This window comes from Actinomyces sp. ICM58, assembly GCF_000283035.1.
Taxonomy (GTDB): domain Bacteria; phylum Actinomycetota; class Actinomycetes; order Actinomycetales; family Actinomycetaceae; genus Pauljensenia.
Map to the genome: position 1 here is coordinate 1 of NZ_ALIY01000117.1, position 23,093 is coordinate 23,093.

Consider the following 23,093-nt stretch of genomic DNA (forward strand, 5'->3'; position numbering starts at 1 on the left):
TTCAGGAGCCCAGACGTGGAGCGCTCCCGCGTGGCCCGTCAACATCCGCGACCTGCCCGAGGCGCCCAGCAGGGGCGTGCGCGTCGGCGCGTTTGTCTGGGCGGTCCTAGTGTGCATGGTCGGGGCATTCCTGATTGCCGAGGCCTACATCTCGACCTTCAACCTGCCGGTGCTCGGCATCAGCGCCGTCGCCGCGATCGGCGTCATCCTGATCATCACGGCGCTCTTCTCGGGACGGTCGAAGAAGCGGAAGGACACTGCGGCGCAGGCGTCGGGCGCCGCGGATGCGATCCGCACGGACTAGGCGCGTCGAGATCACCGCGACGCGGCGTCGCAAACGGGGTGGGCCCGGGAACCATCGGTTCCCGGGCCCACCCCGTGTCTCGTAGCGAGAAGCCTCCGATCAGAGCAGATCCAGCATGGCCGGAGCCACCAGCTTCAGCACGTTCTCGCGGCCTTCCTTGGCGTTGGGAGCATCCACCGCGAAGGCGGCCATCTGCTGGCAGGTCGCCAGGTCGTGCATGCGCAGGGCCGCACGAACCGCGTTGACCTTCGAGGGTGCCATCGACAGGGAGGCGACACCCAGACCGGTGAGGACCAGGGCCAGCAGCGGGTCGCCGCCGGCCTCGCCACACACGCCGATCGGCTTGCCGGTCGCGCGACCGCCGTTGCAGGCGTGACGGATCATCTCCAGGACGGCGGGCTGCCACGGGTTGAGCAGCGGCGCCAGGTTGCCGTCCAGGCGGTCCGCCGCCATCGTGTACTGCGTCAGGTCGTTCGTGCCGATGGACGCGAAGTCCACGATCGACAGGAGCTGCTCGGCGCGCAGGGCGGCCGCGGGCACCTCGATCATGATGCCGACCTTGGGCAAGCCGTAGCCTCGCGCCTTATCCGCGAACCACGTGGCTTCGCTGGCGGTGGCAACCATGGGGGCCATCACCCACAGTTCCGCGCCGGTCGCCTTGTAGGCGGCCGCGAGGGCCTGCAGCTGCGTGTCGATGAGATCCTCACGCCTCTGGCACAGGCGCAGGCCGCGCACGCCCAGGGCGGGGTTCTCCTCGGCACCCAGATCCGCGAAGCTCAGCGGCTTGTCCGCGCCAGCATCCAAGGTGCGCACGACAACGCGACGGTCACCGAAGGCCTGCAGGACCTTCGTGTAGGTGTCCGTCTGCTCCTCCAGCGAGGGAGCGTCCGCGCGTTCCAGGAACAGGAACTCGGTGCGGAACAGGCCCGACCCCTCCAGGTCCACCTTGGAAGCCTTAAGCGCGTCGTCGACCGTACCGATGTTCGCCAGGAGCTTGACGGGGTAGCCGTCGAAGGTCGCGCCCTTGCCGGTCGAGCCGGCCAGCGCCTGCGCCCGGCGCAGCGAGCGCTCCTTCAGCAAGGCGATCTCGTCCTCGGTGGGAGCGACGATGACCTCGCCGACGCCGCCGTCGAGGGCCAGGACGGTGCCCTCCTCGACGTCCATGATCCCCCCGGCCTTGACGATCGCGGGAATGCCCAGCTGGGCGGCCAGGATCGCCGTGTGCGAGGTGGGGCCGCCGACCTCGGTGATGATACCGAGGACGGTCTCCGGGTTCAGGGTCGCGGTCTCGGCCGGAGCCAGGTCGCGCGCCACCAGGATGACCGCGCCGTCGAACGCGGGGACGCCCGGCTCGGGCAGTCCGCGCAGCTCACAGATCGCGCGGTCGCGCACGTCGTACAGGTCGGTCGCACGCTCCGCCATGTAGCCGCCCAGGCTGCGCAACATCTGCGCGTAGTCCTCGACCGCGTCGTGGACAGCCTGGGTGATACCGAGGCCCTTCTTCAGCTTCTTGTCGACGGCCTTAGCCAGGCCACGGTCGCCCGCGAGCTGAGCGGTGGCCTTCAGGATTGCCTTCGTCTCTTCCGGCGCCTTCGCCGCGCGCTCGCTCAGGCGCGAGGAAACAGCTGCGAGCGCCTCGCGGACACGCGCGCCGTCAGCGGCAGCATCGACGCTGCCCGGCTCCGACGTGTCAACGCCGGGTGCAGGCTGAACGATAGCGGCAGGCGCAGCAGCGGTGCCAGCGGAGACGCCAATCCCGTGCAGGACGTCATGCGTCGCCATTAGCTCACTCCTGGTCGAGGTCGCGCGAGAGCAGCTCGACGAGCGAGTCGAGCACCGCACCCGCGGAATCATCCTCGGTGGACAGCGTGACGACGTCGCCGTGCTTGGCGCCCAGGGTCATGATCTCGAGGAGCGACGCGGCGTCGGCCTCCTCGCCATCAAACGCGATGGTCACCTCGACGCCGGAATCATCAACGGCCTCGGCGAGGACGGAAGCGGGACGCGCATGGAGGCCAACGGAGGAACCAATTGCAACGGTGCGGGAAATCATAGTCGTTCCTTTCGAATGCGGGTATGTCCATCGTTAGACACGTGGACCCGTACCGCTCATACTATGACGTAGTGCACTCATTTGAAAACTCCATCCCACAACGCGGCTAGATGGGATGCATCACCATCATAAATGGCGAAAAACTATGCGAGAGGCGCCCCCACCACGACGCCGACCGGCCCTGCCCGATCGAGCCCGCCCCGGCCTCGTCGCACCGACGGGCGGCCACGCGCGCCCTCACCGACTAGACTGGAGAAGTACCAACGAAAGGAAAGCGAGCATGAGCTCCCGCGAACCTACGCTGGCCGACGTCGCCCAGCTCGCTGGCGTCAGTCCGACGACCGTCTCGCGCGTCCTCAACAACCGCGGCTACCTGTCAGAAAAAACCAAGCGCTCCGTGGCGGACGCCATCGACGCCCTGGGATACCGCCCCAACTCGCTGGCGCGCGCCCTCCACGGCAAGAGCACCCAGACCGTTGGATTGATCGTTCCCGCCGTGTCCCTCCCCTTCTTCGGAGAACTCGCCGTCGAGGTCGAAAACGCCCTGGCCGACGCCGGCTACCGCATCCTGATCTGCAACTCGATGGGACGGGCCGCCCGCGAGCGCGAATACCTGTCCCTGCTCGTCGGCAACCGCGTGGACGGCATCATCTCCGGCGCGCACAACGAGGGCCTGAACGAATACGACACGATCCGCATGCCCCTGGTCACCATCGACCGCGAGCTGAGCCCGTCGATCCCGAACGTGCGCTGCGCGAACCGGGAAGCGGGCGCGATGGCTACGCGCGCGCTCCTCGAGGCGGGGTGCCGCCACCCGCTGCTCCTGACGTCCCGCTTGGGGCCACGCAACCTGCGCGAGGCCGGCTTTCGCGCCGAGGTCGAGCGGGCTGGCCTGGAGGCGCGCGTCATCACCGTCCCCTTCGACACGCCGACCCCGCAGCGCTTTGCGATGGTGCAGGGCAGCCTCGACCAGGCGCGCACCAACGCCCCCATCGACGGCATCTTCGCCACGGACGACCTGGCCGCCGCGGAGGTCCTGGAGTGGGCGCGCAACCGGGACCTGTCGGTGCCCGGAGACCTGTCCGTCATCGGTTTCGACGGCACCGAATCCATGCGCCGCGCCCTGCCTCACCTGGCGACGATCCGCCAGCCGATCGAGCAAATCGCCCGCGCCGCCGTCAACATCCTCCTGGAGCAGATGGAGGGCGCGGCCAGGCACACCATCGACGAGGCCGGGGCACCCGCCCCCACGATCGAGTTCCCGGGAACGCTGATTCCGGGGCGTTCGATCAGCGCCTGAGCACCTCACGTGCTGCGAGATGGTCACCGCTCATCGCTGACCCGGTTTATTTCTTGCCCCGCGAGGGCCCACAGGTCCGCACGCGGATAGGTTATCCACATCCGGATAGGTAAATAAGCTATCCGCATCGCCATAACCTATCCGCGTATGCAGAACCTATCCGCATGTTCGCCACCTCTCGACATGTTCGGCCCTGATGTGTGAGCAGGACCTGTCTGCGCGTTCGGCCCGATGTGTGAGCAGGTCACCTATCCCCTCTGATCGTCACCGTCGGCCGCTTCCCCCACATTTCGCATGCAATTCGGCTACCCGAACTTTTCGACAGGCCCGCAAACGTTGGAATTGCAACACCCATATTTCAATGCATGAAAGGTTTACAGGGAAATTGCATGCGACATTGTTGGGAAACCACTCGCTGTGGCCACACCCAGACGAGAGCAGAAAAGAGGTGGGTGGCACCGCTGCTGGTGCCACCCACCCGTTACGTCGGGAGTGACTCCCGGCTCAGGCCTCCTTAGGAGTCACCTCGAGCAGCTGGTCGCCGCGCAGAATCTGCCCGCTCGCGAGCGGCGTGACAGCGCCGAACTTCTTCTTGTTCGTCACGACGACGGGCGTGATGGTCTCGTAGCCGGCCGCACGGATCACGCCGAGGTCGACCTCGGCGAGCACATCGCCGCGGCGCACGACGTCGCCCTTGGCGACGCGGGGCGTGAAGCCCTTGCCATCCAGCTTGACGGTGTCCATGCCGACATGGATGAGGACCTGGACGCCGGAAGCGGACTTCAGACCGTAGGCGTGGCCTGTCGGGAAGGCGACGGTCACGGTGCCATCGAAGGGAGCGACAACCAGGCCGTCGGCGGGCTCGATGCCGATGCCGGGGCCGAGCATGCCCTTGGCGAAGGACTCGTCCTTGACCTGCTCCAGCGGAACCACGGTGCCCGCGAGGGGCGAGGCGACGGAGAGATCAGCCTTGGCCTCGTCAGAGAAGGACGGAACCGGGGCGGGCGCGGCGGCAGGAGCCGCACCGCCAGCGGGAGCCGCGACCGCGGCGGCCACGACAGCCTCCTTCTTAGCGGGCGCGCGGCCCTCCATGTCGGCCTTGCCGCGCGTCATGGCGTAGGCGAAGGTGAAGCCGAAGGACAGGACGAAGACGAGGACCTCGAGGGCCAGGTAGGCGGGGATCGACTGGGGGATGATCGACACGAAGCCGACGAAGCCGGCGGCACCCAGGGCCTGACCGCGCACGTTCAGCAGGGCGACGCCCGCGGAGCCGATGCCAGCCGCGACCATGGCGCAGTAGAAGGGCCAGCGCAGGCGCAGGTTGACGCCAAAGATCGCGGGCTCCGTGATGCCGAAGACGGCGGAGACGCCACCGGCACCGGCCAGGCCCTTGAGCTTGGCGTCGCGGGTCTTGAAGAAGACGGCCAGGGCGGCCGCGCCCTGTGCAACGTTCGCCATGGAGGCAATCGGGAAGATGAAGTCGCCGGCGCCGCCGTTGGAGGGCAGCAGCGGGATCTCGATGGCCGGGAACGACTGGTGCAGGCCGGTCACCACGATGGCGCTGTAGAAGAAACCGAAGATGAGACCACCGAAGAGACCGAGCGTCGTGTATGCCCAGTTGATGCCGTAGGTCAGGTAGTTGGAGAGCTCACGGGTGATGGGGCCGACGACGACGAAGGCCAGGAAGCCGGTGATCAGCAGCGTGATGAGCGGGGTGAGCAGGAAGTCCGCGGTGCCCTTGAGGACCTTGTGGAGGCTCTTCTCGATGAGGCACATGATCCAGGTGACGACCAGGGTGGGGATGACCATCGCCTGGTAGCCGACCTTGGTGACCTCGAGGCCGAAGAGGTTCCACACGGAGGACTGGTCCGTGTAGGCCCAGAACTTGGCGGCGGCCGCGGCGTCCGTCATGGAGTAGGCGGACAGCAGCGAGGGCGACACCATGGCGGCGCCCATCGCGGCGCCCAGATAGGTGTTACCGCCGAAGCGCTTCGCAGCGGAGAAGCCGACGAGGACGGGAAGGAACGCGAAGGCAGCGGAGGAGACGAGGTTGATGAGCGCGTCGTAGTCGGTCATCACCGGGAACATCTGAATAACGGACTGGTCGCCGAAGAGGCCCTTGGCCGTGAGCACCGAGTGGAGGGCCATGAGAAGACCGCCGGCGATCAGGGCCGGGAGGACCGGGACGAAGATGTCCGCGATCATCTTCACGAAGCGGGAGAAGATATTGCCGCCGGCCTCGGCCTCTTCCTTGGCCTCGTCCTTGGAGACCTCGCGCACGCCGTGGTTTGCAACCATGTAGTCGTAGACCTGGTCGACGTCGCCGGGGCCGACGATGATCTGGAACATGCCGCCGGCGGCGAACGTCCCCTTCAGGTCTTCGTTGTCGTCGAGGGCTTGCTGGTTGATCTTGGACTCGTCCGCGATCACCAGGCGGAGACGGGTTGCGCAGTGTGCTGCTGCGCTGATGTTGGAGGCGCCGCCGACTGCTTCGACGACCTCCCCTGCCACCTTGGCGTGATCCATCGCTGACCACATTCCTTTCTAAAAAACCCACGCAGTACGTCATTGTCCGCAGCGCGCTGGGCGGTGTGTAGCAATCGATTGACATATTAGGATGACAGACCTCACTATGGCAAGGTGATGAGGGGAAATCTCACGCCAGCGACATGAGAAACCGCCCACATGGGACGAGGCCGTGGCACTCAAGCAGCCACGGCCTCGTCCTCGGGTCGCTCAGTCGGCGCGCGCGGCGCTCACATTCGTCACGGAGGCGGCACCCGAGAGCGCCACTCCGGCGCCCTCGCCGCGCAGGAAGGTGCGGGTCGTGAAGACGCGCGAGCCGTCGCCCAGGTAGATCTCGGTGATCGAGCGGTCGTGCAGGATCTCCACGCGGCGCGCCTCCCCCGCGTCCAGGGTGACGACGCGGCGGCCGCCGTGGGGGTAGCGAGTGCCGCTCAGGTCGACGGTGAGGCGTCCATCTTCAAGAGTAACCGACAGGCCCGACTCCTCGCCGATGCGCACGGACAGCGCCCCCTCGTAGGAGGCGTCGAAGGCCAGGCGCCACGAGCGCGAGCCGACGAGCTCCGAGATCCGGGCCCCTGCCTCGTCCCCGGGGGCGCCCTCAAGCGTGGCGGGTGCCAGTGGCAGGCCCGGCAGGTAGGGGCGGGCGATGACGCGGCCGCCGCGCAGGCTCAGGGCGCGCGGCGCGGTGAAGCAGTGCACCCAGCCGCCGGTCTCGATGGAGGGCTGGTCGTCCTCGCTCGCGTTGCCCGCCCACCCGAAGAGGAGGGTCGGCAACGCCGGCGGCGTGGAGGCGGAGCGCGCCATGATCTGGGGCGCGTAGAACTCGGTGCCGCGGTCGAGCTCCTCGAAGGAGCCGTCGGCGCCCCGCAGCTCGGTTCCGACGAGCTCGCCGACGACGGCGACGCACGGGAAGATGTTCTCGAAGCCCTCGCGCTCGGGCGAAATACCCTGGGGGCAGAAAATCAACACGTCGTGAGCTCGGCCGGTCTCCTCGTCCGTCAGGCGCACCAGGTTGGGGCACTCCCACATGTAGCCGAAGGCGTCGAAGGCGCCGCCGGCGTCGGGGAAGGTCATCTCACCCTCGCACTCCCACGCGCGCAGGTCCGCGGAGCGGTAGAGCAGGGCCGCGCCCGTGAGGTTCTCGCGCTGGACGCCGAGCAGCATCCGATAGGAGCCGTCCGCGTCGCGCCACACCTGTGGGTCGCGGAAGTGAGCGGTGTAGCCCTCCGGCTGGCGGCCGATGATCGGGGGCACCTGCTTATCGAAGGTGACCATGTCGGTCGTCGTGACGACGCACTGGGTGGCCTCGCGCTCCCCCGTCTCGGCGTCCTTGTAGTTGCCGGTGTACCACAGCTCGACGTGATCGCCGACCTCGATGGCGGTGCCCGAGTAGGCGCCGTTCGCGTCCTGGTGGGTGTCGGGGAGGATCGCGGGGGCGTGGTAGTCCCAGCGGGTCAGGTCGCGGGAGGTGGCGTGGCCCCAGTAGACGAGCCTGCGCGGATGCTCGGGCGTGTACTGGAAGAAGGCATGGTACGTCCCGTCGACCTCAATGAGGCCGTTCGGGTCGTTCAGCCGGCCCACCGGGGGCGCGACGTGGAAGAGCGGGTAGTCGGGATCGTGAGGGGCGCGCGACGAGGCCTCGGCAGCGAGGGCGGACGCGAGAAAATCTTCGGCCATGACCTCACGGTAACACCCCGTAGGAGACAAACGCGCGGGCGGGACGCTTCCGTCCCGCCCGCGCGCATTCACGCTCGCTCACCCTCGGCCACGAGGGGCGGCGTTACAAGGAAAAACCCTGCTTAGGCCCCCGTGACGTCGTCGGGGTGAACGTCCGCGTAGCGGGCAAGCTCCTCCTCGACGATCGCTTCGTCAAGCTTGACGAAGACCGGCGTGGGCTTGGCGATCGGGGTGCCGGGCGTGATCGGGTGGCGCTCCCAGGTGGGAACGTGCGTGTAGTCGCCGGTAATGATCGGGTAGCCTGCGCGCCCCTCGAAGTCGGCGGGCAGGACCTGCGGGTCGAGCTCTTCGACCTCCTCGATGTGGGGCATGGGCGCGATCGCGCCCTCGCCGCCCATGACGCGGTCGATGTCGTTGGCCGCGTGGGGCAGGAACGGGGAGAGCATGAGGTTGAGGTCCGCGACGGCCTGGGCGAGGGTCCACAGGACAGTGGCGAGGCGCTCACGCTGCTCGGGGGCCTTGAGCTTGAAGGGCTCGGTGTCGGTCACGTACTTGTTGGCCTCGCCCACCAGGCGCATGGCCTCGGACAGCGCCGCCTTCTGGCGGTGGTGACGGATGAGGTTGCCGACGGTGGCAAAACCGGCCTCGACGGCGTCCAGGAGGGCGCGGTCGATGTCCTGCAGCTCGCCGGGGGTGGGGATCTCGCCGAACTTCTTGGCGATCATGGAGGCCGTGCGGTTGACCAGGTTACCCCAGCCGGCGACGAGCTCGCCGTTGGTGCGACGCACGAACTCGGCCCACGTGAAGTCGGAGTCCGAGGTCTCGGGGCCGGCCGCGCTGATGAAGTAGCGCAGGGCGTCGGCCTGGTAGCGCGAGAGGAAGTCGCGCACGTAGATGACGATGCCGTGCGAGGAGGAGAACTTCTTGCCCTCCATCGTGAGGAACTCGGAGGAGACGACCTCGGTGGGCAGGTAGAGGATGCCGAGGTCGCCGGGGGTGCCGCCCTTGGAACCCTGGCCGTTGTAGCCGAGCATCTCGGCGGGCCAGATCTGGGAGTGGAAGACGATGTTGTCCTTGCCCATGAAGTAGTAGGACAGGGCCTCGGGGTCGTTCCACCACTGGCGCCACGCCTCGGGGTCGCCGGTGCGGCGCGCCCACTCGATGGAGGCGCTCAGGTAGCCGATGACAGCGTCGAACCACACGTACAGGCGCTTGGTGGGCTGGTCCTCCCAGCCGGGCACCGGGATACCCCAGTCGATGTCGCGCGTCATCGCGCGGGGACGGATGTCCTCCAGGAAGTTCTTGGAGAACTTGATGACGTTGGGGCGCCACGTGCCCGACTGTTCGCGTTCGTCGAGCCAGGCGGACAGGGCGTCGGCCAGGGCGGGCAGGTCCAGGAAGTAGTGGACGGACTCCACGAAGTTGGGGGTCTCGCCGTTGATGCGCGAGTGCGGGTTGATGAGCTCGGTCGGGTCCATCTGGTTGCCGCAGTTGTCGCACTGGTCGCCGCGCGCGCCCTCGGCGCCACAGATCGGACACGTGCCTTCGATGTAGCGGTCGGGCAGGGTGCGGCCGGTGGACGGGGAGATGGCGGCGCGCGTGACCTGCTCGATCATGTAGCCGTTGTCGCGCACGGTGGCGAACATGTCCTGGACGACGCGGTAGTGGTTGCCGGCGGTCGTGCGGGTGAAGAGGTCGTAGGACAGGCCGAGCGCCACGAGGTCCTCGACGATAAGTCGGTTGTTGCGGTCTGCGAGTTCGCGGGCGCTCATGCCCGCGCCGTCGGCGGCCACCAGGATGGGGGTTCCGTGTTCATCGGTGCCGGAGACCATGAGGACGTCGTGGCCGGCCATTCGCATGTACCGGGAGAAAACGTCGGAGGGGACACCGAATCCCGCAACGTGGCCAATATGACGGGGGCCGTTGGCGTAGGGCCATGCGACGGCGGACAGAATACGACTCATAGCCCCTAACAATACTGCGTAGCTGTCCCGAACGGGGAACCGGCCGCATGTCGAGGAATCGAAACAGGCGATCGCCGACTGTGAGCCGGGTGATACCCTTAGGGAAATTACTGATGTATCAGGGAGGTCCCATGCCCCGCGCACTCATTATCGTCGACGTTCAGCCCACGTTCTGCGAAGGGGGTGCCCTCCCGGTGACGGGCGGTAACGCCGTCGCCGAGGCCGTGGCCGCCTACGTGGACGCGCACCGCGACGAGTACCAGCTGATCGTCACCACGCAGGATTGGCATATCGATCCGGGCGCTCACTTTTCGGAGACCCCCGATTTCGTGGACACGTGGCCCCCGCACGGCGTGGCGGGCACGGCGGAGGCCGAGCTGCACCCGGCCCTCGCGAACGTCAGCGCGGACGTGACGGTCAAGAAGGGCCAGTACGAGGCCGCCTACTCGGGCTTCGAGGGAACGACCGAGGATGGGAAGACGCTGGAGGAGGCGCTGCGCGAGGCTGGCATCACGGACGTGGATGTCGTGGGCCTCGCCGAGTCGCATTGCGTCGCGTGCACGGCCGTGGATGCTGTCCACGCCGGGTTCCCGACGCGCGTCCTGCGTGAACTGACCGCCCCCGTCTCCGAGGAGCTGGGAGAGCAGGCTCGCGAGTGGATGATGACGGAGGGCGTCTTGCTCGTCTGAGCAAATTCCCTGACGGCGCCCCGGCCTCGTCACTTCGCGGCGAGGGCGGCCTTGTAGAGGTCGTTCTTGCGCGCGCCCGTCGCCGCGGCCACCTCGGCTGCGGCGTCTTTGAGGCGCATTCCTTCCGCCGCGAGCGCCAGGACCGCGCCGACGTGGTCTTCGGCGCGCGCGCTGTGCTCGTACCCGGCGACGACGATCGTCACCTCGCCGAGCACGTCGCCCGCGTCCTCCGCGAGCTCTCCCAGCGTGCCGCGGCGCACCTCCTCGTAGTCTTTCGTGAGCTCGCGGCACAGCGCGGCGGGGCGCTGCGCCCCGAAGACCTCGGCCATGCGCGCGAGTGTGGCGGCGGCGCGCCTGGGCGACTCGAAGAAGATGAGCGTGTGCGGGTCGGTGGCCAGGTCCTGCAGGTAGCGCGTGGCCTCCCCGTCCTTGCGCGGCAGGAACCCCTCGAAGGCGAAGCGGTCGGAGGGCAGGCCGGACAGGGCGAGGGCGACGAGGGGGGCGGAGGGCCCGGGCAGGACGGATAGGGGCACGCCGGCGTCGATGGCGGCGCGCGCCAGGCGGAAGCCCGGGTCGGAGACGGTGGGCATGCCCGCGTCGGAGACGAAGACGACGCGCGCCCCGCCCTGGGCGGCCTCGACGATGCCGGCGGCCTTGGCGGCCTCGTTGTGGTCGTGCAGGGCAACGAGGCGCCCACCCAGCGTGATGCCCAGGCGCGAGGCGAGAGCGAGGGCGCGTCGCGTGTCCTCGGCGGCGACGATGTCTGCCCCTTGCAAGGCTTCGACGACGCGCGGGGAGGCGTCGCGCACGTCCCCGATGGGGGTGGCGGCCAGCAGGATCGATCCTCCCGGCTGACGGTAGGGTTCCCTTCCGCGCTGCGGATTCGGGGACGAGGCCTGGGCACTCTCAGCGGGTCGGGTCAGGTCGGTTGCGGCGTCCATGCCGGTATCGTCTCACCCCCGCGAGAGGAGTGCACGGCGCGGGTTCGATGGGGAGCGCAGGACTGTACTAGAAGTTGTACACGCGGATGGCGAGGGGCCTTGTCTGGCTGACGTAGCATGAAATGGATACCCATTAACGTGTTCTTCTTGGAGACCCCGCATGCGTATTCGGAACCCCCGTCGATCGGTCCTCACCGGCGCGGTCGCAGCCCTCGGCGTCTGTTCACTCGTCCTGGCGTTCATCGCGCCCGGCGTCGAAGAAACCAAGGTCGACCTCAACGACGGCGGCGTGTGGGTCACCAACGCGAAGCGAGGCATCGTCGCACACGTGAACGTCCCGGCACGCCTCATGGACGCGGGGCTGCACGCGGCATCCTCAGCCTTCGACGTCTTCCAGAACGGCGAGCAGGTCCAGCTCTCCGATCAGGCGGCCAACACGCTGTCTCCCATTGACGTCACAACGGCCACCTTGACGTCGGCAGTGGACTACCGGGGAATGACCACGGACGTGCGCGGCGGCACAATCGCGGTCACGGACGCGCCCAACGGCAAGGTGTGGGTGCAGCAGGCAGACCACCCCGCGCCCATCAACGCGGACGATGCGGACGCCAGTATTTCTGACGTACCCGGCGCGATCACGACCGTGGACTCGGAGGGCAACGTCCACGCGGTGTCCGCCGAGGCTGGGCGCGTGACGTCGTTGCTGAAGCGCCGCGCGCTGACAGACACCAAGACCACACCCCTGACGGGCATCGGCGCCACCGACTACCTGCAGATCGCGGCCGTCGGAACCGACGTGGTCGTCTGGGATCGGGACACTTCCACGCTCTACCTGCCGGGCGGCAAGACGCAGCGCATTGACGGTGAGCGCGTCGTCCTCCAGGACACCGGGCCGAAGACGAACGAGGTCCTACTCTCCTCCCCCGACGCCCTCATCAGGGTTCCCATTGGCGGCGGGAGCCCTACGACCGTGCCGGCACCCGCCCCCGGAGGCAACCCCACCCGCCCGGTCGCGCACAACAAGTGCGCGTATGCGGCCTGGTCGGCAACCGGCGCGTTCGTGAGGGATTGCCCCTCCGACGCAGATGACCGGGAGATGGTCGTCGACTCCCTCGCGAGCGCCGAAAAGGCTATTTTCCGCACCAATCGTGACGTCATCGTCCTCAACGACATCGAGAAGGACGGCCTGTGGTTGCCCGACTCCGACATGATCCTGGTCGACAACTGGGATCAGCTGGAATCGAAACTCGAGTCTGAGAAAGAAACCGAGGACCAGTCCGTCGACGACATCGACAACACGGTCGCACCCGACCGCAACCAGGACAACACGCCGCCCGAGGCCGTGGACGACGACTTCGGGGTGCGCGCAGGAAAGACCGTGATCCTTCCTGTCCTCATGAACGATTCCGACGCCGACGGCGACTTCATGACGGCCTCGGCGCTCACGCAGCCCTCCCTCGGGCAGGTCAGTGTCGCCCGAGAGGGTGCGGCCCTGCAGATCGCCGTCAACAAGGACGCGTCGGGCACGTCGACCTTCGATTACGAGGTCTCGGATGGGCGGGGCGGAACCGCGCAGGCCCACGTGACGTTGACCGTCCACGGCGACGACGTCAACGAGGCGCCCGTGCAGAAGATCGTGCCCTCCGTCTCCCTGGGTCAGGGCGGTCGGACCACCGTCAACGGGCTGACGAACTGGGTGGACCCCGACGGAGACCCCTTCTTCCTGGCTGGCGCGACCGCCCCCACGGGGATGACGGTGAACTCCCACGAAAACGGCAACGTTGAAATCATCGATGCCGGGCACGCGCCCGGCAAGGACGCGGTCGCGATCAGCGTGTCCGACGGGCGCGACGCGGGCGACGGCTCGATTAACGTCACCGTCAAGGAAAGCGCCAATGAGCCGCCGGTCGCAAACGCCGACCACCTCGTCGTGCGCGAAGGCTCATCCGCGTCGATCTCGCCGATGGCTAACGACACCGACCCCAACTCTGACACGCTCAGGCTCGTCTCCGTGGACGACGTGCCCGCCGGCATCACCGCCGTGATGGATTCGACGGCGGGAACAATCACGGTGGACGGCAATACCGCCGGCACCTACTACCTGTCGTACACGATCACGGACGGCCCCACGACCGCGACCGGCATCATCCGCGTGGACGTCGCCCCCACCGGTTCCGACCTGCCGCCCAGCACCGAGGACGACCTCGGGGTCCTGCCCGACGGCGGGCAAGTGCTCGTGGACCTGCTGGCCAACGACTCGGACCCCACCGGCGGCGTCCTCACCGTCCAGCAACTAGACGTGCCCACGGGTTCACCGCTGGCGGTCGCACTCGTCAACCGCCAGATGGTGCGCGTGACCGCACCCTCCGGCCTCTCAAACCCCGCATCGTTCACCTACACGGTGTCCAACGGGGTTGCCACGGCCTCGGCGACGGTGACGATCCTGCCCGCCCCCGCCAACACCGAATCCGCGCCGCCCGAACTGAACGACGATTCCCTGGTCGTGCGCGTCGGGGACGTGGCTTCCGTTTCGGTCCTGGATAACGACCGCTCCCCCGCGGGGCTCAAGCTCACGGTCTCCAGCGAACTCCAGCACGAGATCCCCGCCGACCTGGGCAGCGTCTTCGTCTCGAATAACGTCGTGCGCGTGCGCGGCGGCTCCCGGCCCGGTTCGGGGCGCATCGTCTACACGGTCTCCGACACGGCCGGTAACGTCGCCTCGGCCGTCGTCAACCTGACCGTCGTCGCCATGGACGAGGACACGAACACGGCGCCGCGCCCGAAGGACGTTGTCGCCCGCACCGTCGCCGGGCACAAGGTCACGATCCCCATTCCGTTGGAGGGCATCGACGCCGAGGGCGACTCCGTGACGCTCGTCGGTATGGCCTCGTCGGCGCGCCTCGGGACCGTCACCCAGGTGGGGTCGAACTTCGAGTACACGCCCGGCAACGACGTCCAGGGAACGGATTCCTTCACCTACGTCGTCGAGGACGCCTTGGGGAAGCAGGCCATCGGTGGGATCCGCGTCGGCGTCGCGCCTCGTCCTTCGCTCAACCAGGCGCCCGTCGCGATGCCGGACTCCGTGAGGGTGCGTCCGGGCACCAAGGTGTCGGTCGCCGTTCTGGCCAACGACATTGACCCCGACGGCGATCCCCTGACCCTCGCGCAGGGGTCCGTGTCCGCGCCCTCGGGCATCGACGTGACGGAGCGCTCCGGGCGCATCGTCTTTACGGCGCCCCAGCAGGAGGGCACGCACGTGATCTCCTACGCCATCGAGGACGGGGCTGGCGGCCGCGCCGAGGGCGTGTGCTCCGTCGTGGTCACCCCCACCGCACCGCTCCTTGCTCCCATCGCCCGCGACGACGAGGTGTCCCTGGCCGACGTGCAGGCAGCCTCCGGGTCCGTCTCGGTCGACGTGCTGACAAACGATGAGGACCCCGACGGCGACATCCAGGACGATACGCTCTCCAGCCCGGATTCGGGCATCGGCACCTCCGGCGAGACCCTGACGATTCCCCTGTCCCCGAAGCCACAGACCGTCATTTATACGGTGACCGACCACGACGGACTGTCCGCGTCGGCTATTGTGCGCGTGCCCGGAACCGAGATCACCCGGCCAACGCTGGACACCCGCGCCCTGCCGATCAAGGTCACGGCCGGCGTCACCAAGGAAATCGCGCTCAACGACTACATTCTGACCAGGTCCGGGCGCTCCGTTCAGCTGACCGGCGATTCCAAGGCCAGCGCCGGCCTCGGCTGGGACGGCTCCACACTGGTCAAGGACACACGCACGCTCACCTACACTGCGCTGGAGGACTTCTCGGGCCCGACCTCCATCATCGTGGAGGTCACGGACGGCTCTGACCCCTCCGACGCGACGGGCATCGTGTCCACACTGGCCCTGCCCGTCCTGGTCGAATCCGCCCACAATCGCCCGCCGCGCATCGTGCCGACCCGCGTCGACGTCGCCGCCGGCGAGGACGCCTCCCAGATCGCGATGGACCAGTGGGTCAGCGACCCCGACGGCGACGACCCGGCGGGCATGACCTACACGATCACAGATAAGCAGGTGGAGGGCGTCAGCGCCTCCGCCTCCGGCTCCACCCTGTCGGTGTCCGCCGACGCCGAGGCGCCCAAGGGCCAGGCCGGGCAGCTGACCATCGAGGTCACCGACCAGCAGGGCGCCTCGGCGAGCGCGAGCGTGCCCGTCAACGTCATCGCGTCCTCTAAGCCGCTCGTGCAGACCAGCCCGGGCCAGATTACCCTCAAGGCCGGGGAATCCAAGACCGTCGACGTCTCCGAGTACGCGACCAACCCGCTGGCCGACCAGGGGCCCCTCACCATCATGGGCGATCCTGCCACCTCCGCGGGCGGCAGCGCCACGGCCTCGGGGTCGACCATGACCATCCAGGCCGACGCCGGCTTCAACGGCTCCTTCACCGTGACCTACCGCGTGCAGGACGCGACCAAGGACGTCGAGCGCGAGGTCCAGGGAACGATTCAGGCGACCGTCCTGGATAAGCCCGGCGCGCCCACGAGGGCGAGCGCGGTATCGAACAGCGCGGGCACGGCCCTGGTGTCGTGGAGCACGGGTTCCACTGGTGGCTCCCCCATCACCTCCTTCACCGTCACCGACCACACGCAGGGCGACTCCAAGTCCTGCGGCGCTGTCACCGAGTGTCTCTTCGACGGGCGAACGAACGGCACCGAGCACACCTTCTCGGTCACCGCGACGAACGAGGTCGGGGAATCCGATCCGTCCAACCGGACGAGTGTCCTCATCGACGCCAAGCCCGAAACCCCCGGCGCGCCCACCGTGAAGCCCGGAGACGGGTCCATCACCGTGTCGTGGGCAGCTCCGGTCAACACCGGTTCCGACCTGGAGGGCTACGACGTGGAGCTCTCGCCGGGCGGTGAGCAACAGGCCGGCGCAAACAAGACGTCCCTGACGATCTCAGGCCTGACGAATGGCCACGAGTACACGGTTCGGGTCAGGGCTCGCAATAGGAACTACACGTCCGAGTGGTCGTCCTTCTCCCAGGGCGTGACGCCCTACGGCGCGCCGGGAGCCCCGTCGGGCGTCAGCGCCACCTTCTCGAATGGCATCGCGCAGGTCACGTGGAACGAACCGTCCAATACGAACGGTCGTAACATCGAGCAGTACACGGTCAGTGCGACCGGCGCCGACCCGGTTGAAGTCAAGGCTCCGTCCACCTCCACATCCATTAATCTCAAGCACTCCGAGCAGCAGGTCTCCATCAGCGTCACCGCCGTCAACGACACAAAGGATCCCGGAGCGCACACCTCGCCCGCGGCGACAACCACCGTGTGGGCCGTCGACCAAGTCAACGCCCCCACGATCACGTCACTGAGGGCCACGGGTAACTCGAAGGAGATCGCGTTCAACGTCGAGTTCCAGCCGGGCAACGGATGGAGCAAGAACGACGTCGTCGACTACCAGTGGACGCCCGACGGGGTCCACTGGGACTCCCTGTCCAGGGATGGCGATCACACCGTCACCAGCCCCGCACTCACGGATGGTGTCGACGCAACGCTCCAAGTCAAGGTGACCGTCCGCAAGAGCGGCACCGATAAAACATCCGAAGCGGTGGCCACCGGCGGCACCGTGAGTTCCTTCGGTCCCCCCGCGACACCATCCGTATCGTGTCAGCCCGGCGGACCCGGGTGGGTCGACTGCTACTGGAACAACGCTGCCAGCGGAGGCCGCCCCACCCAGTTGATCCTCACCGGAAACGCCAGCCAGACAATTCCGTCTGTCGATAGTGCGGAATCGGGCCACCGCCCCTTCAACGTCGGCGAAGGCAATAGCGCGCAGCTGTGCATCAAGGCCGTCCAGACATCGAGCGAAAAGGGAACACGCGAGTCCAGTCAACAGTGCGCCAACGCCACGGCCCCCAGGTACGCCCGTAACGTCGTCGGATTTAAGGGCGGAGAAGGCAAATGCACAATCGGCTCCTGCGGACCGGCTCCCCACTATAAGCAGGGCCTCAGGCTGACGAATTGGCCTCCGAACTCACCAGTAACCTGCAGCATCGACTGGGCCGGATCGCCCGCAACCGTGACAGTTACAACCAATGGCAACGGCGATTGGGAAGGTGAACCGAATTGGAACTACAAGGGGATGAGCATCTACCTCGTACAGACGCACACCGCTAACTTCAACGAACGCTTCGACTGCCACTAGTACCACCACAGCATCAAATCACCCTCAGAACACCTAAGGACAACAATGGAAGTCACCGAAGATAACGCTCACTGGTTCGCGGACTCTTTCACGAGGATCACGAACAACGTCGGCAAGGCCCTCCTGGGCAAGGAAGACGTCATCCGCTTGGCGCTGACCTGCATGTTCGCCGAAGGGCACCTGCTCTTGGAGGACGCGCCGGGAACCGGCAAGACGGCGCTGGCGCGCGCCATCGCGGCCACCGTGCACGGGACGCATTCGCGCATCCAGTTCACGCCCGACCTGCTGCCCTCCGACATCACGGGCGTGACCATTTACGACCAGCGCACGGGCTCGTGGGACTTCCACAAGGGCCCCATCTTCGCCTCGATCGTCCTGGCCGACGAGATCAACCGCGCCTCGCCCAAGACCCAGTCGGCTCTGCTGGAGGTCATGGAGGAAGCCCAGGTCACGGTTGATGGCGTGCGCCGCGAGACGGGACGCCCCTTCATGGTCATCGCCACGCAGAACCCCGTCGAGCAGGCCGGCACCTACCGCCTGCCCGAGGCTCAGCTGGACCGCTTCCTCATGAAGACGTCGATCGGCTACCCGGGCCGCGAGGCCGGCATCGACGTCATCCTCGGCTCGGCCGCTCCCGACCGCACGCGCGCCCTGGACCCCGTGATCTCCACGAAGGCTGTCGCCGACATGGCGGATCTGGCGGCCAACAACTACGTCGACCGTTCGATCGCCGCCTACGTCCAAGACCTGTGCGAGGCGAGCCGCGCCGACTCCGAGGTCCGTATCGGCGTCTCGACGCGAGGCGCGATCGCGATGATGCGCGCGGCCCGCGTGTGGGCGATCGCCCAGGGCCGTAACTTCGTGATCCCCGACGACGTGCAGGCCCTGGCGGTGCGCGTGTGGGCGCACAGGCTGGTCCTGGACCCCGACGCCGAGTTCGGCGGAGCCACGCGCGAGGGCGTCATCGAGCGGGCACTGGGAGCGGTCGCCGCCCCGGTCATGAAGGGCTGAGGACTGTGGCACCGCGTTCCGTCGCCGACAAGCGCCACCTGCGCGAGCGCCTCGACGCCGTCACACGTGCGCGCGTCGGACTCGCGCGCGCCTCGGCGGCGGTCGCATCCACCTGGCGGCGCATCATCGACGCGCTGCGCCGCGTCCGAGGAGTGGGCGCGCTCATGCGGCTCGGATCCTCCGTGACCCCGCTCGGCTGGGGGACAACGCTCGTGGGGGCGGGCGCCGCCCTGGCGGGCTCCCTGGCCTCGTGGGTGGAGGCGGCCGTCCTCGGTTTCACGTGCCTGTCCCTGGTGGCCCTGTCCCTCCTGTGGTCGCTGGGACGGGCCGGACACACCGTCGCGCTGCGCCTGGCCAACACGCGTGTGACGGTCGGGGAAAAAGCGCTCGGCGCCCTGACGGTCACCAACCCCACGTCCCGTCGCCTGCGCGCCACCAAGGTCGAGCTGTGCGTCGGCGCGGGCGCCAACTCGTTCCTGTGCCCTCCCCTGGGCCGCGGTGAGAGCCACGAGGAGGTCTTCGCGATCGCGACGACAAGGCGCGGCATCGTGGCCGTCGGCCCCGCCTCCACGATCCGCGGCGACAGCCTGGGCCTGGTCCGTCGCGTCCAAACGTGGTCCGACGCCACCGAACTCTACATTCACCCGCGCACGGTCGCCATGAACGCCTCAACGGTCGGTTTCATCCGCGATATCGAGGGCGCGACCACGCAGGACCTGTCCTCCGCGGACGTGTCCTTCCACGCCCTGCGCGAGTACGTGCCCGGCGACGACCGGCGCGCCATCCACTGGCGCTCCACGGCGCGCATCGGCAAGCTCATGGTCCGCCAGTTTGAGGAAACGCGCCGCTCCCACCTGCTGATCATCCTCGACCTCGACACCGACGCGTGGGCCAGCGACGACGAATTCGAGATCGGTGTCTCCGCCGCTGCCTCCATGGCGCGCGCGGCCCTGGTCGACGCGAAAGAAGTGTCGGTCCACACCCAGGCGGGCCACCTGAAAACCCCCACCCCGATGCACGCGATGGATTCCCTGTCCGGCGTGGAGCGCGTCCTAGGCGCTGAACGCATCAGCGCCCTCACTCAGCGCGCCGGGACCGAGGCCTCCCAGGCCTCGACCGCCGTCGTCATCTCGGGATCGCGCACGCACCTGGCCGACCTGCATGCGGCGCTCACGCGGCTTCCCCTCGACATGGTGATCACCGGCGTGCGCATCGACACCGACTCGGACTTCGAGCTGCGCACCCTCGGCAACACGCCGGTCGTCGTCGCCCCGACCCTAGATGACTTCGCCATCGGAATGTGGAAGGCCCTCGGATGACGTCCCACCCCTCCCCCACGTCCCTCGCGACCTCGCCGGCCCTGCGCCGCGGCGTCGACGCCCTCGCAGTCGTGTCGATGCTCGTCGCGGCGGCCCTCATTCACGGGCCGGTCTTCGGCGGACACGCAGGCTACGTCGCGGCCCTAGGGGGCCTGGTCGTGGGCCTCCTGGTCGCCGCACTCACGGCCGCGGCGCGCGTGCGCGCCATCGGGTCGACGCTGGCGCTCGCCGCCGCCTATCTGCTGACCGGCGGGGCGCTGGCCCTCCCGACGACGACGATCTTCCACGTGGTGCCCACGCGGCGAACCATCCAGATGCTCGTCGTCGGCCTGATCACCTCGTGGAAGGATCTGCTGACGGTCCAGCCGCCCGCAGGCATCTTCGTGGGCCCCGCGATCATGCCGTTCCTGAGCGCCCTGGTCACCGCCTTCGTCGCGCTCACCATCGTGTTGCGCACCAAGCGACCGCTGTGGGCGCTGGCACCCGTCGGGATCCTGGCGCTCCTGGGCATCATCTGGAGTTCTCAGCTAGCTCCCCTCGCCCTGCCGATCGGCCTGTTCAGCGTGGTCGTGGGCATCGCCTGGTCCGCGCACGTCACCGGTCGCGCCCGCCGCGAAGGCAGCCGCGGGATCGTCGAGTTCAACGATTCTACGGTCACTCCCACGGCCCGCCGAGGCATCGGCGCGGTCACGCTGATCATCCTGGCCCTCGCGATCGCCGTTCCCCTCACGCGCATCGTCGTCACGGATTCGCACCGAGTGGTCGCACGCGACTACGTCGAGCCGCCGCTCAACCTCCAGGAGTATCACTCCCCTGCCACCCAGTTCCGCTTCCTCAACACGACCGATAAGGACACCGACCTGCTGACGGTGGACGGACTGCCCGAGGGCGGCAGGCTCCGCCTGGCGACCCTGGACTACTACGACGGGACCGTCATCCAGATCGCCGCGAACGCTAACGGGTCGGGTTTCCGCCACGTTGGCTCCTCGTTCTACGAGACGCCGCTGCCCGCCGGCGCCGAGGCCTCGAACGTGACCGTGCGCGTCGAAGACTATTCGGGGAACTGGGTGCCCACGGTCGACGGCGTCCGGGCACTGGAGTACACCTCCGATCGCGCGGGGCAGCTCGCGGACGCGCTCTACTTCCACGACCACCTAGAGACGGCGCTGTCCACGGTGCGCCTCGCGCAGGGGGACACCTACCGTGTGAGCGGCATCGTGACCCACCAGTGGAGCGACGAGGAACTCGAAGGCCGTGCCTTCTCACCAATGACGCCTCCCTCCGATGAGGGTATTCCCTCCGACGTGTCCGACGCGGCCAATGAGATGATCGGGGACGCCGCGCCTGGCATCGCCCAGGTCCGCGCCATCCAGCGCACGCTCCACGATCAGGGCTTCTACTCCGACGGCTCCGATCAGCTGTCTTTGCCGGGCCACCGCACGTCGCGCATCGAAGACTTCCTGAGCGCGGATCAGCTCATCGGCGATGACGACCAGTATGCGGTCGCGATGCTCCTCATGTTGCGCTCGCGACAGATCCCCGCCCGGATCGTCATGGGTTTCCACCCGGAGACCCCGGCCTCGGGACAGTTGACGCTGACGGGCAAGGACACGCACCTGTGGGTCGAGGTCCCCTTCGAGGGCGCGGGCTGGGTGCCCTTCGACCCGACGCCCCCGCGCGACCACGTCCCCCAGACGGAGGTCCCCAAGCCGAAGCCCGACCCGAAGCCGCAGGTGCTCCAGCCGCCAGACCCGCCGCAGGACCCCGCGGAACTGCCTCCGGACACCTTCGACGATTCGGACGATGACGAAGACGGCTGGCCCGCGTGGATCCGTGTTCTCCTCGCGATCCTGGGCTGGGGCGCCGTGGGCATCCTGGTGCTCTCCCCGATCTGGGGCATGCTCCTGTTCAAGGCGCTGCGTCGGCGACGCAGGCGCACGGTCGGCACTGACGAGGAACGCAGCGCGGGCGCGTGGGACGACGTGGTCGACTACGCGACGGACACGGGCCTGCGCGTCCCGATTCGGGCGACCCGGCTCACGCAGGCGCGCGCCATCGACGCGAGGCTGATCGACCGCCGCGCCGACATCCCAGACGACACCGGCTTTCACCGGTGGGACGAGCAGTGCACCGCACTGGTGTTCATGGCCCGTTCGATGGACGCGGTCGTGTTCTCCGACGCGGGCGCCCGGGGGCGCGCGGCGGAACGCTCCTGGGAGATCAGGGACGAGGTCGTGGCCGCGATTTCGGGGAAGACGCCCTGGTATCGGCGCTACTGGGCGCACCTGTCGGCGAGGTCGCTGTGGATGCGCAGGGTTCCCCTGCGCGTGCGCCTCGAACGCCTCACGGAGCTGCTCGCCCAGTGGCGCCAGAAGAAGACGACACCGGTGGCCACCGACGAGGCCACACCCCTGAAAGGTACGGACAATGTATGAAATGATCGTTCCGGGCAAGTATCCCGTTCAGGTTCCTCCGCACCTGGCGGGGACGGTCGCGGTCAGCCTCGGGCGCCGACTGGCGTGGCGTATTCTCGCCATCATCATCTACGGCACGCTCGATGTGTTGCTGACCTTCGCCCCCTTCTACCTGCTGGTCATCTACAGGATGTCACTGGATGCGTTCAACACACTGAACATTGTTACTGGCGTGATGGCTTTCGCATGGCTTGGCTTTGTGGTCATCAGGCTCGTGCGAACGGGCGCGACTCCTCTCATGAGCCTGACCGGCGTGCGCTGGGTGCGCGTTGACACGGGTGCCCCCGCGGGGTGGGCGGGCCTGGGAAAACTCCTCCTGCAAAGCACCATCGGCACGCTGACCTTCGGTGTCGGTTCCATCATCATCTGCTTCGCCAGCATGGACGAGATAAACCGGACGTGGTTCGACCGCACGCTGGGCATCGTCCCGATTAACACGAAGGCCGGACGCGACACATACAAGACGCCCATCACCCCTCAGTCCCAGGCGCCGGCGCAGCCGGTGGTCCAGCCGTGGAACGCGACGGCCTCGGCCGCCGCCTCCCTCCCTCCTGTACCGTCCGTGCCGTCCGCACCGCCGTCCGTGCCGCTGTCCGCGCCGCCCGCGCCTCCCACCCCGGAGCCAGAAGC

The 23,093-nt window shown here is 67.9% G+C and carries 13 protein-coding genes and 1 pseudogene; 8 read left to right on the plus strand and 6 right to left on the minus strand.

Annotated elements, in window-relative coordinates; genetic code table 11:
- Positions 1-304: pseudogene (locus tag HMPREF1138_RS11270) on the plus strand (hypothetical protein); the annotation flags it as partial.
- A 99-nt stretch (positions 305-403) separates the two neighbouring features.
- Here the strand turns inward: HMPREF1138_RS11270 and ptsP are convergent.
- Together ptsP and HMPREF1138_RS05585 are read right to left on the minus strand one after the other, a co-directional pair.
- Positions 404-2,086, minus strand: a complete 1,683-nt coding sequence (gene ptsP / locus HMPREF1138_RS05580) for a phosphoenolpyruvate--protein phosphotransferase (protein WP_009057556.1) — start codon at positions 2,084-2,086, stop codon at positions 404-406.
- Positions 2,087-2,090: 4 nt separating this feature from the next.
- Positions 2,091-2,357, minus strand: coding sequence for an HPr family phosphocarrier protein (locus HMPREF1138_RS05585; protein WP_003793915.1), 267 nt, complete (start codon positions 2,355-2,357; stop codon positions 2,091-2,093).
- Positions 2,358-2,637: 280 nt separating this feature from the next.
- Here HMPREF1138_RS05585 and HMPREF1138_RS05590 point away from each other — a divergent pair, with 280 nt between their 5' ends.
- Positions 2,638-3,657 (plus strand): LacI family DNA-binding transcriptional regulator, encoded by a 1,020-nt coding sequence (locus tag HMPREF1138_RS05590; RefSeq protein WP_009057565.1) that lies wholly within the window; start codon positions 2,638-2,640, stop codon positions 3,655-3,657.
- Between the two features lie 504 nt (positions 3,658-4,161).
- Here HMPREF1138_RS05590 and HMPREF1138_RS05595 read toward each other — a convergent pair.
- The 3 genes from HMPREF1138_RS05595 to metG form a co-directional block, all read right to left on the minus strand.
- A complete protein-coding gene (locus HMPREF1138_RS05595; protein ID WP_009057563.1) occupies positions 4,162-6,183 on the minus strand; it encodes a sucrose-specific PTS transporter subunit IIBC in 2,022 nt (673 codons plus the stop codon).
- Between the two features lie 210 nt (positions 6,184-6,393).
- On the minus strand, positions 6,394-7,860 hold the full coding sequence (locus tag HMPREF1138_RS05600) for a glycoside hydrolase family 32 protein (RefSeq protein ID WP_009057574.1): 1,467 nt from the start codon (positions 7,858-7,860) through the stop codon (positions 6,394-6,396).
- A gap of 122 nt (positions 7,861-7,982) precedes the next feature.
- A complete protein-coding gene (metG, locus tag HMPREF1138_RS05605; RefSeq protein ID WP_039937089.1) occupies positions 7,983-9,824 on the minus strand; it encodes a methionine--tRNA ligase in 1,842 nt (613 codons plus the stop codon).
- Positions 9,825-9,955: 131 nt separating this feature from the next.
- On the opposite strand from metG, the gene HMPREF1138_RS05610 reads away from it, so the two are divergent.
- The gene (locus tag HMPREF1138_RS05610) at positions 9,956-10,513 is read left to right on the plus strand and encodes an isochorismatase family protein (RefSeq protein WP_009057572.1); all 558 of its coding nucleotides are present in this window, start codon (positions 9,956-9,958) and stop codon (positions 10,511-10,513) included.
- A gap of 29 nt (positions 10,514-10,542) precedes the next feature.
- Here HMPREF1138_RS05610 and rsmI read toward each other — a convergent pair whose 3' ends face one another.
- Positions 10,543-11,454, minus strand: coding sequence for a 16S rRNA (cytidine(1402)-2'-O)-methyltransferase (gene rsmI / locus HMPREF1138_RS05615; protein WP_009057554.1), 912 nt, complete (start codon positions 11,452-11,454; stop codon positions 10,543-10,545).
- A 160-nt stretch (positions 11,455-11,614) separates the two neighbouring features.
- On the opposite strand from rsmI, the gene HMPREF1138_RS05620 reads away from it, so the two are divergent.
- The 5 genes from HMPREF1138_RS05620 to HMPREF1138_RS05640 all read left to right on the plus strand — a co-directional run.
- The gene (locus HMPREF1138_RS05620) at positions 11,615-17,659 is read left to right on the plus strand and encodes an Ig-like domain-containing protein (RefSeq protein WP_009057560.1); all 6,045 of its coding nucleotides are present in this window, start codon (positions 11,615-11,617) and stop codon (positions 17,657-17,659) included.
- Positions 17,660-17,704: 45 nt separating this feature from the next.
- Entirely contained in the window at positions 17,705-18,670 is a 966-nt protein-coding gene (locus HMPREF1138_RS05625) for an AAA family ATPase (RefSeq protein WP_009057570.1), read from the plus strand.
- A gap of 5 nt (positions 18,671-18,675) precedes the next feature.
- Entirely contained in the window at positions 18,676-19,989 is a 1,314-nt protein-coding gene (locus HMPREF1138_RS05630) for a DUF58 domain-containing protein (RefSeq protein ID WP_009057567.1), read from the plus strand.
- Entirely contained in the window at positions 19,986-22,424 is a 2,439-nt protein-coding gene (locus tag HMPREF1138_RS05635) for a transglutaminase family protein (protein ID WP_009057564.1), read from the plus strand. The genes HMPREF1138_RS05630 and HMPREF1138_RS05635 overlap by 4 nt, the downstream gene beginning before the upstream one ends.
- Positions 22,417-23,093 (plus strand): RDD family protein (locus HMPREF1138_RS05640; RefSeq protein WP_009057559.1); only part of this gene is annotated, 677 nt, incomplete at its 3' end. The genes HMPREF1138_RS05635 and HMPREF1138_RS05640, both read left to right, overlap by 8 nt.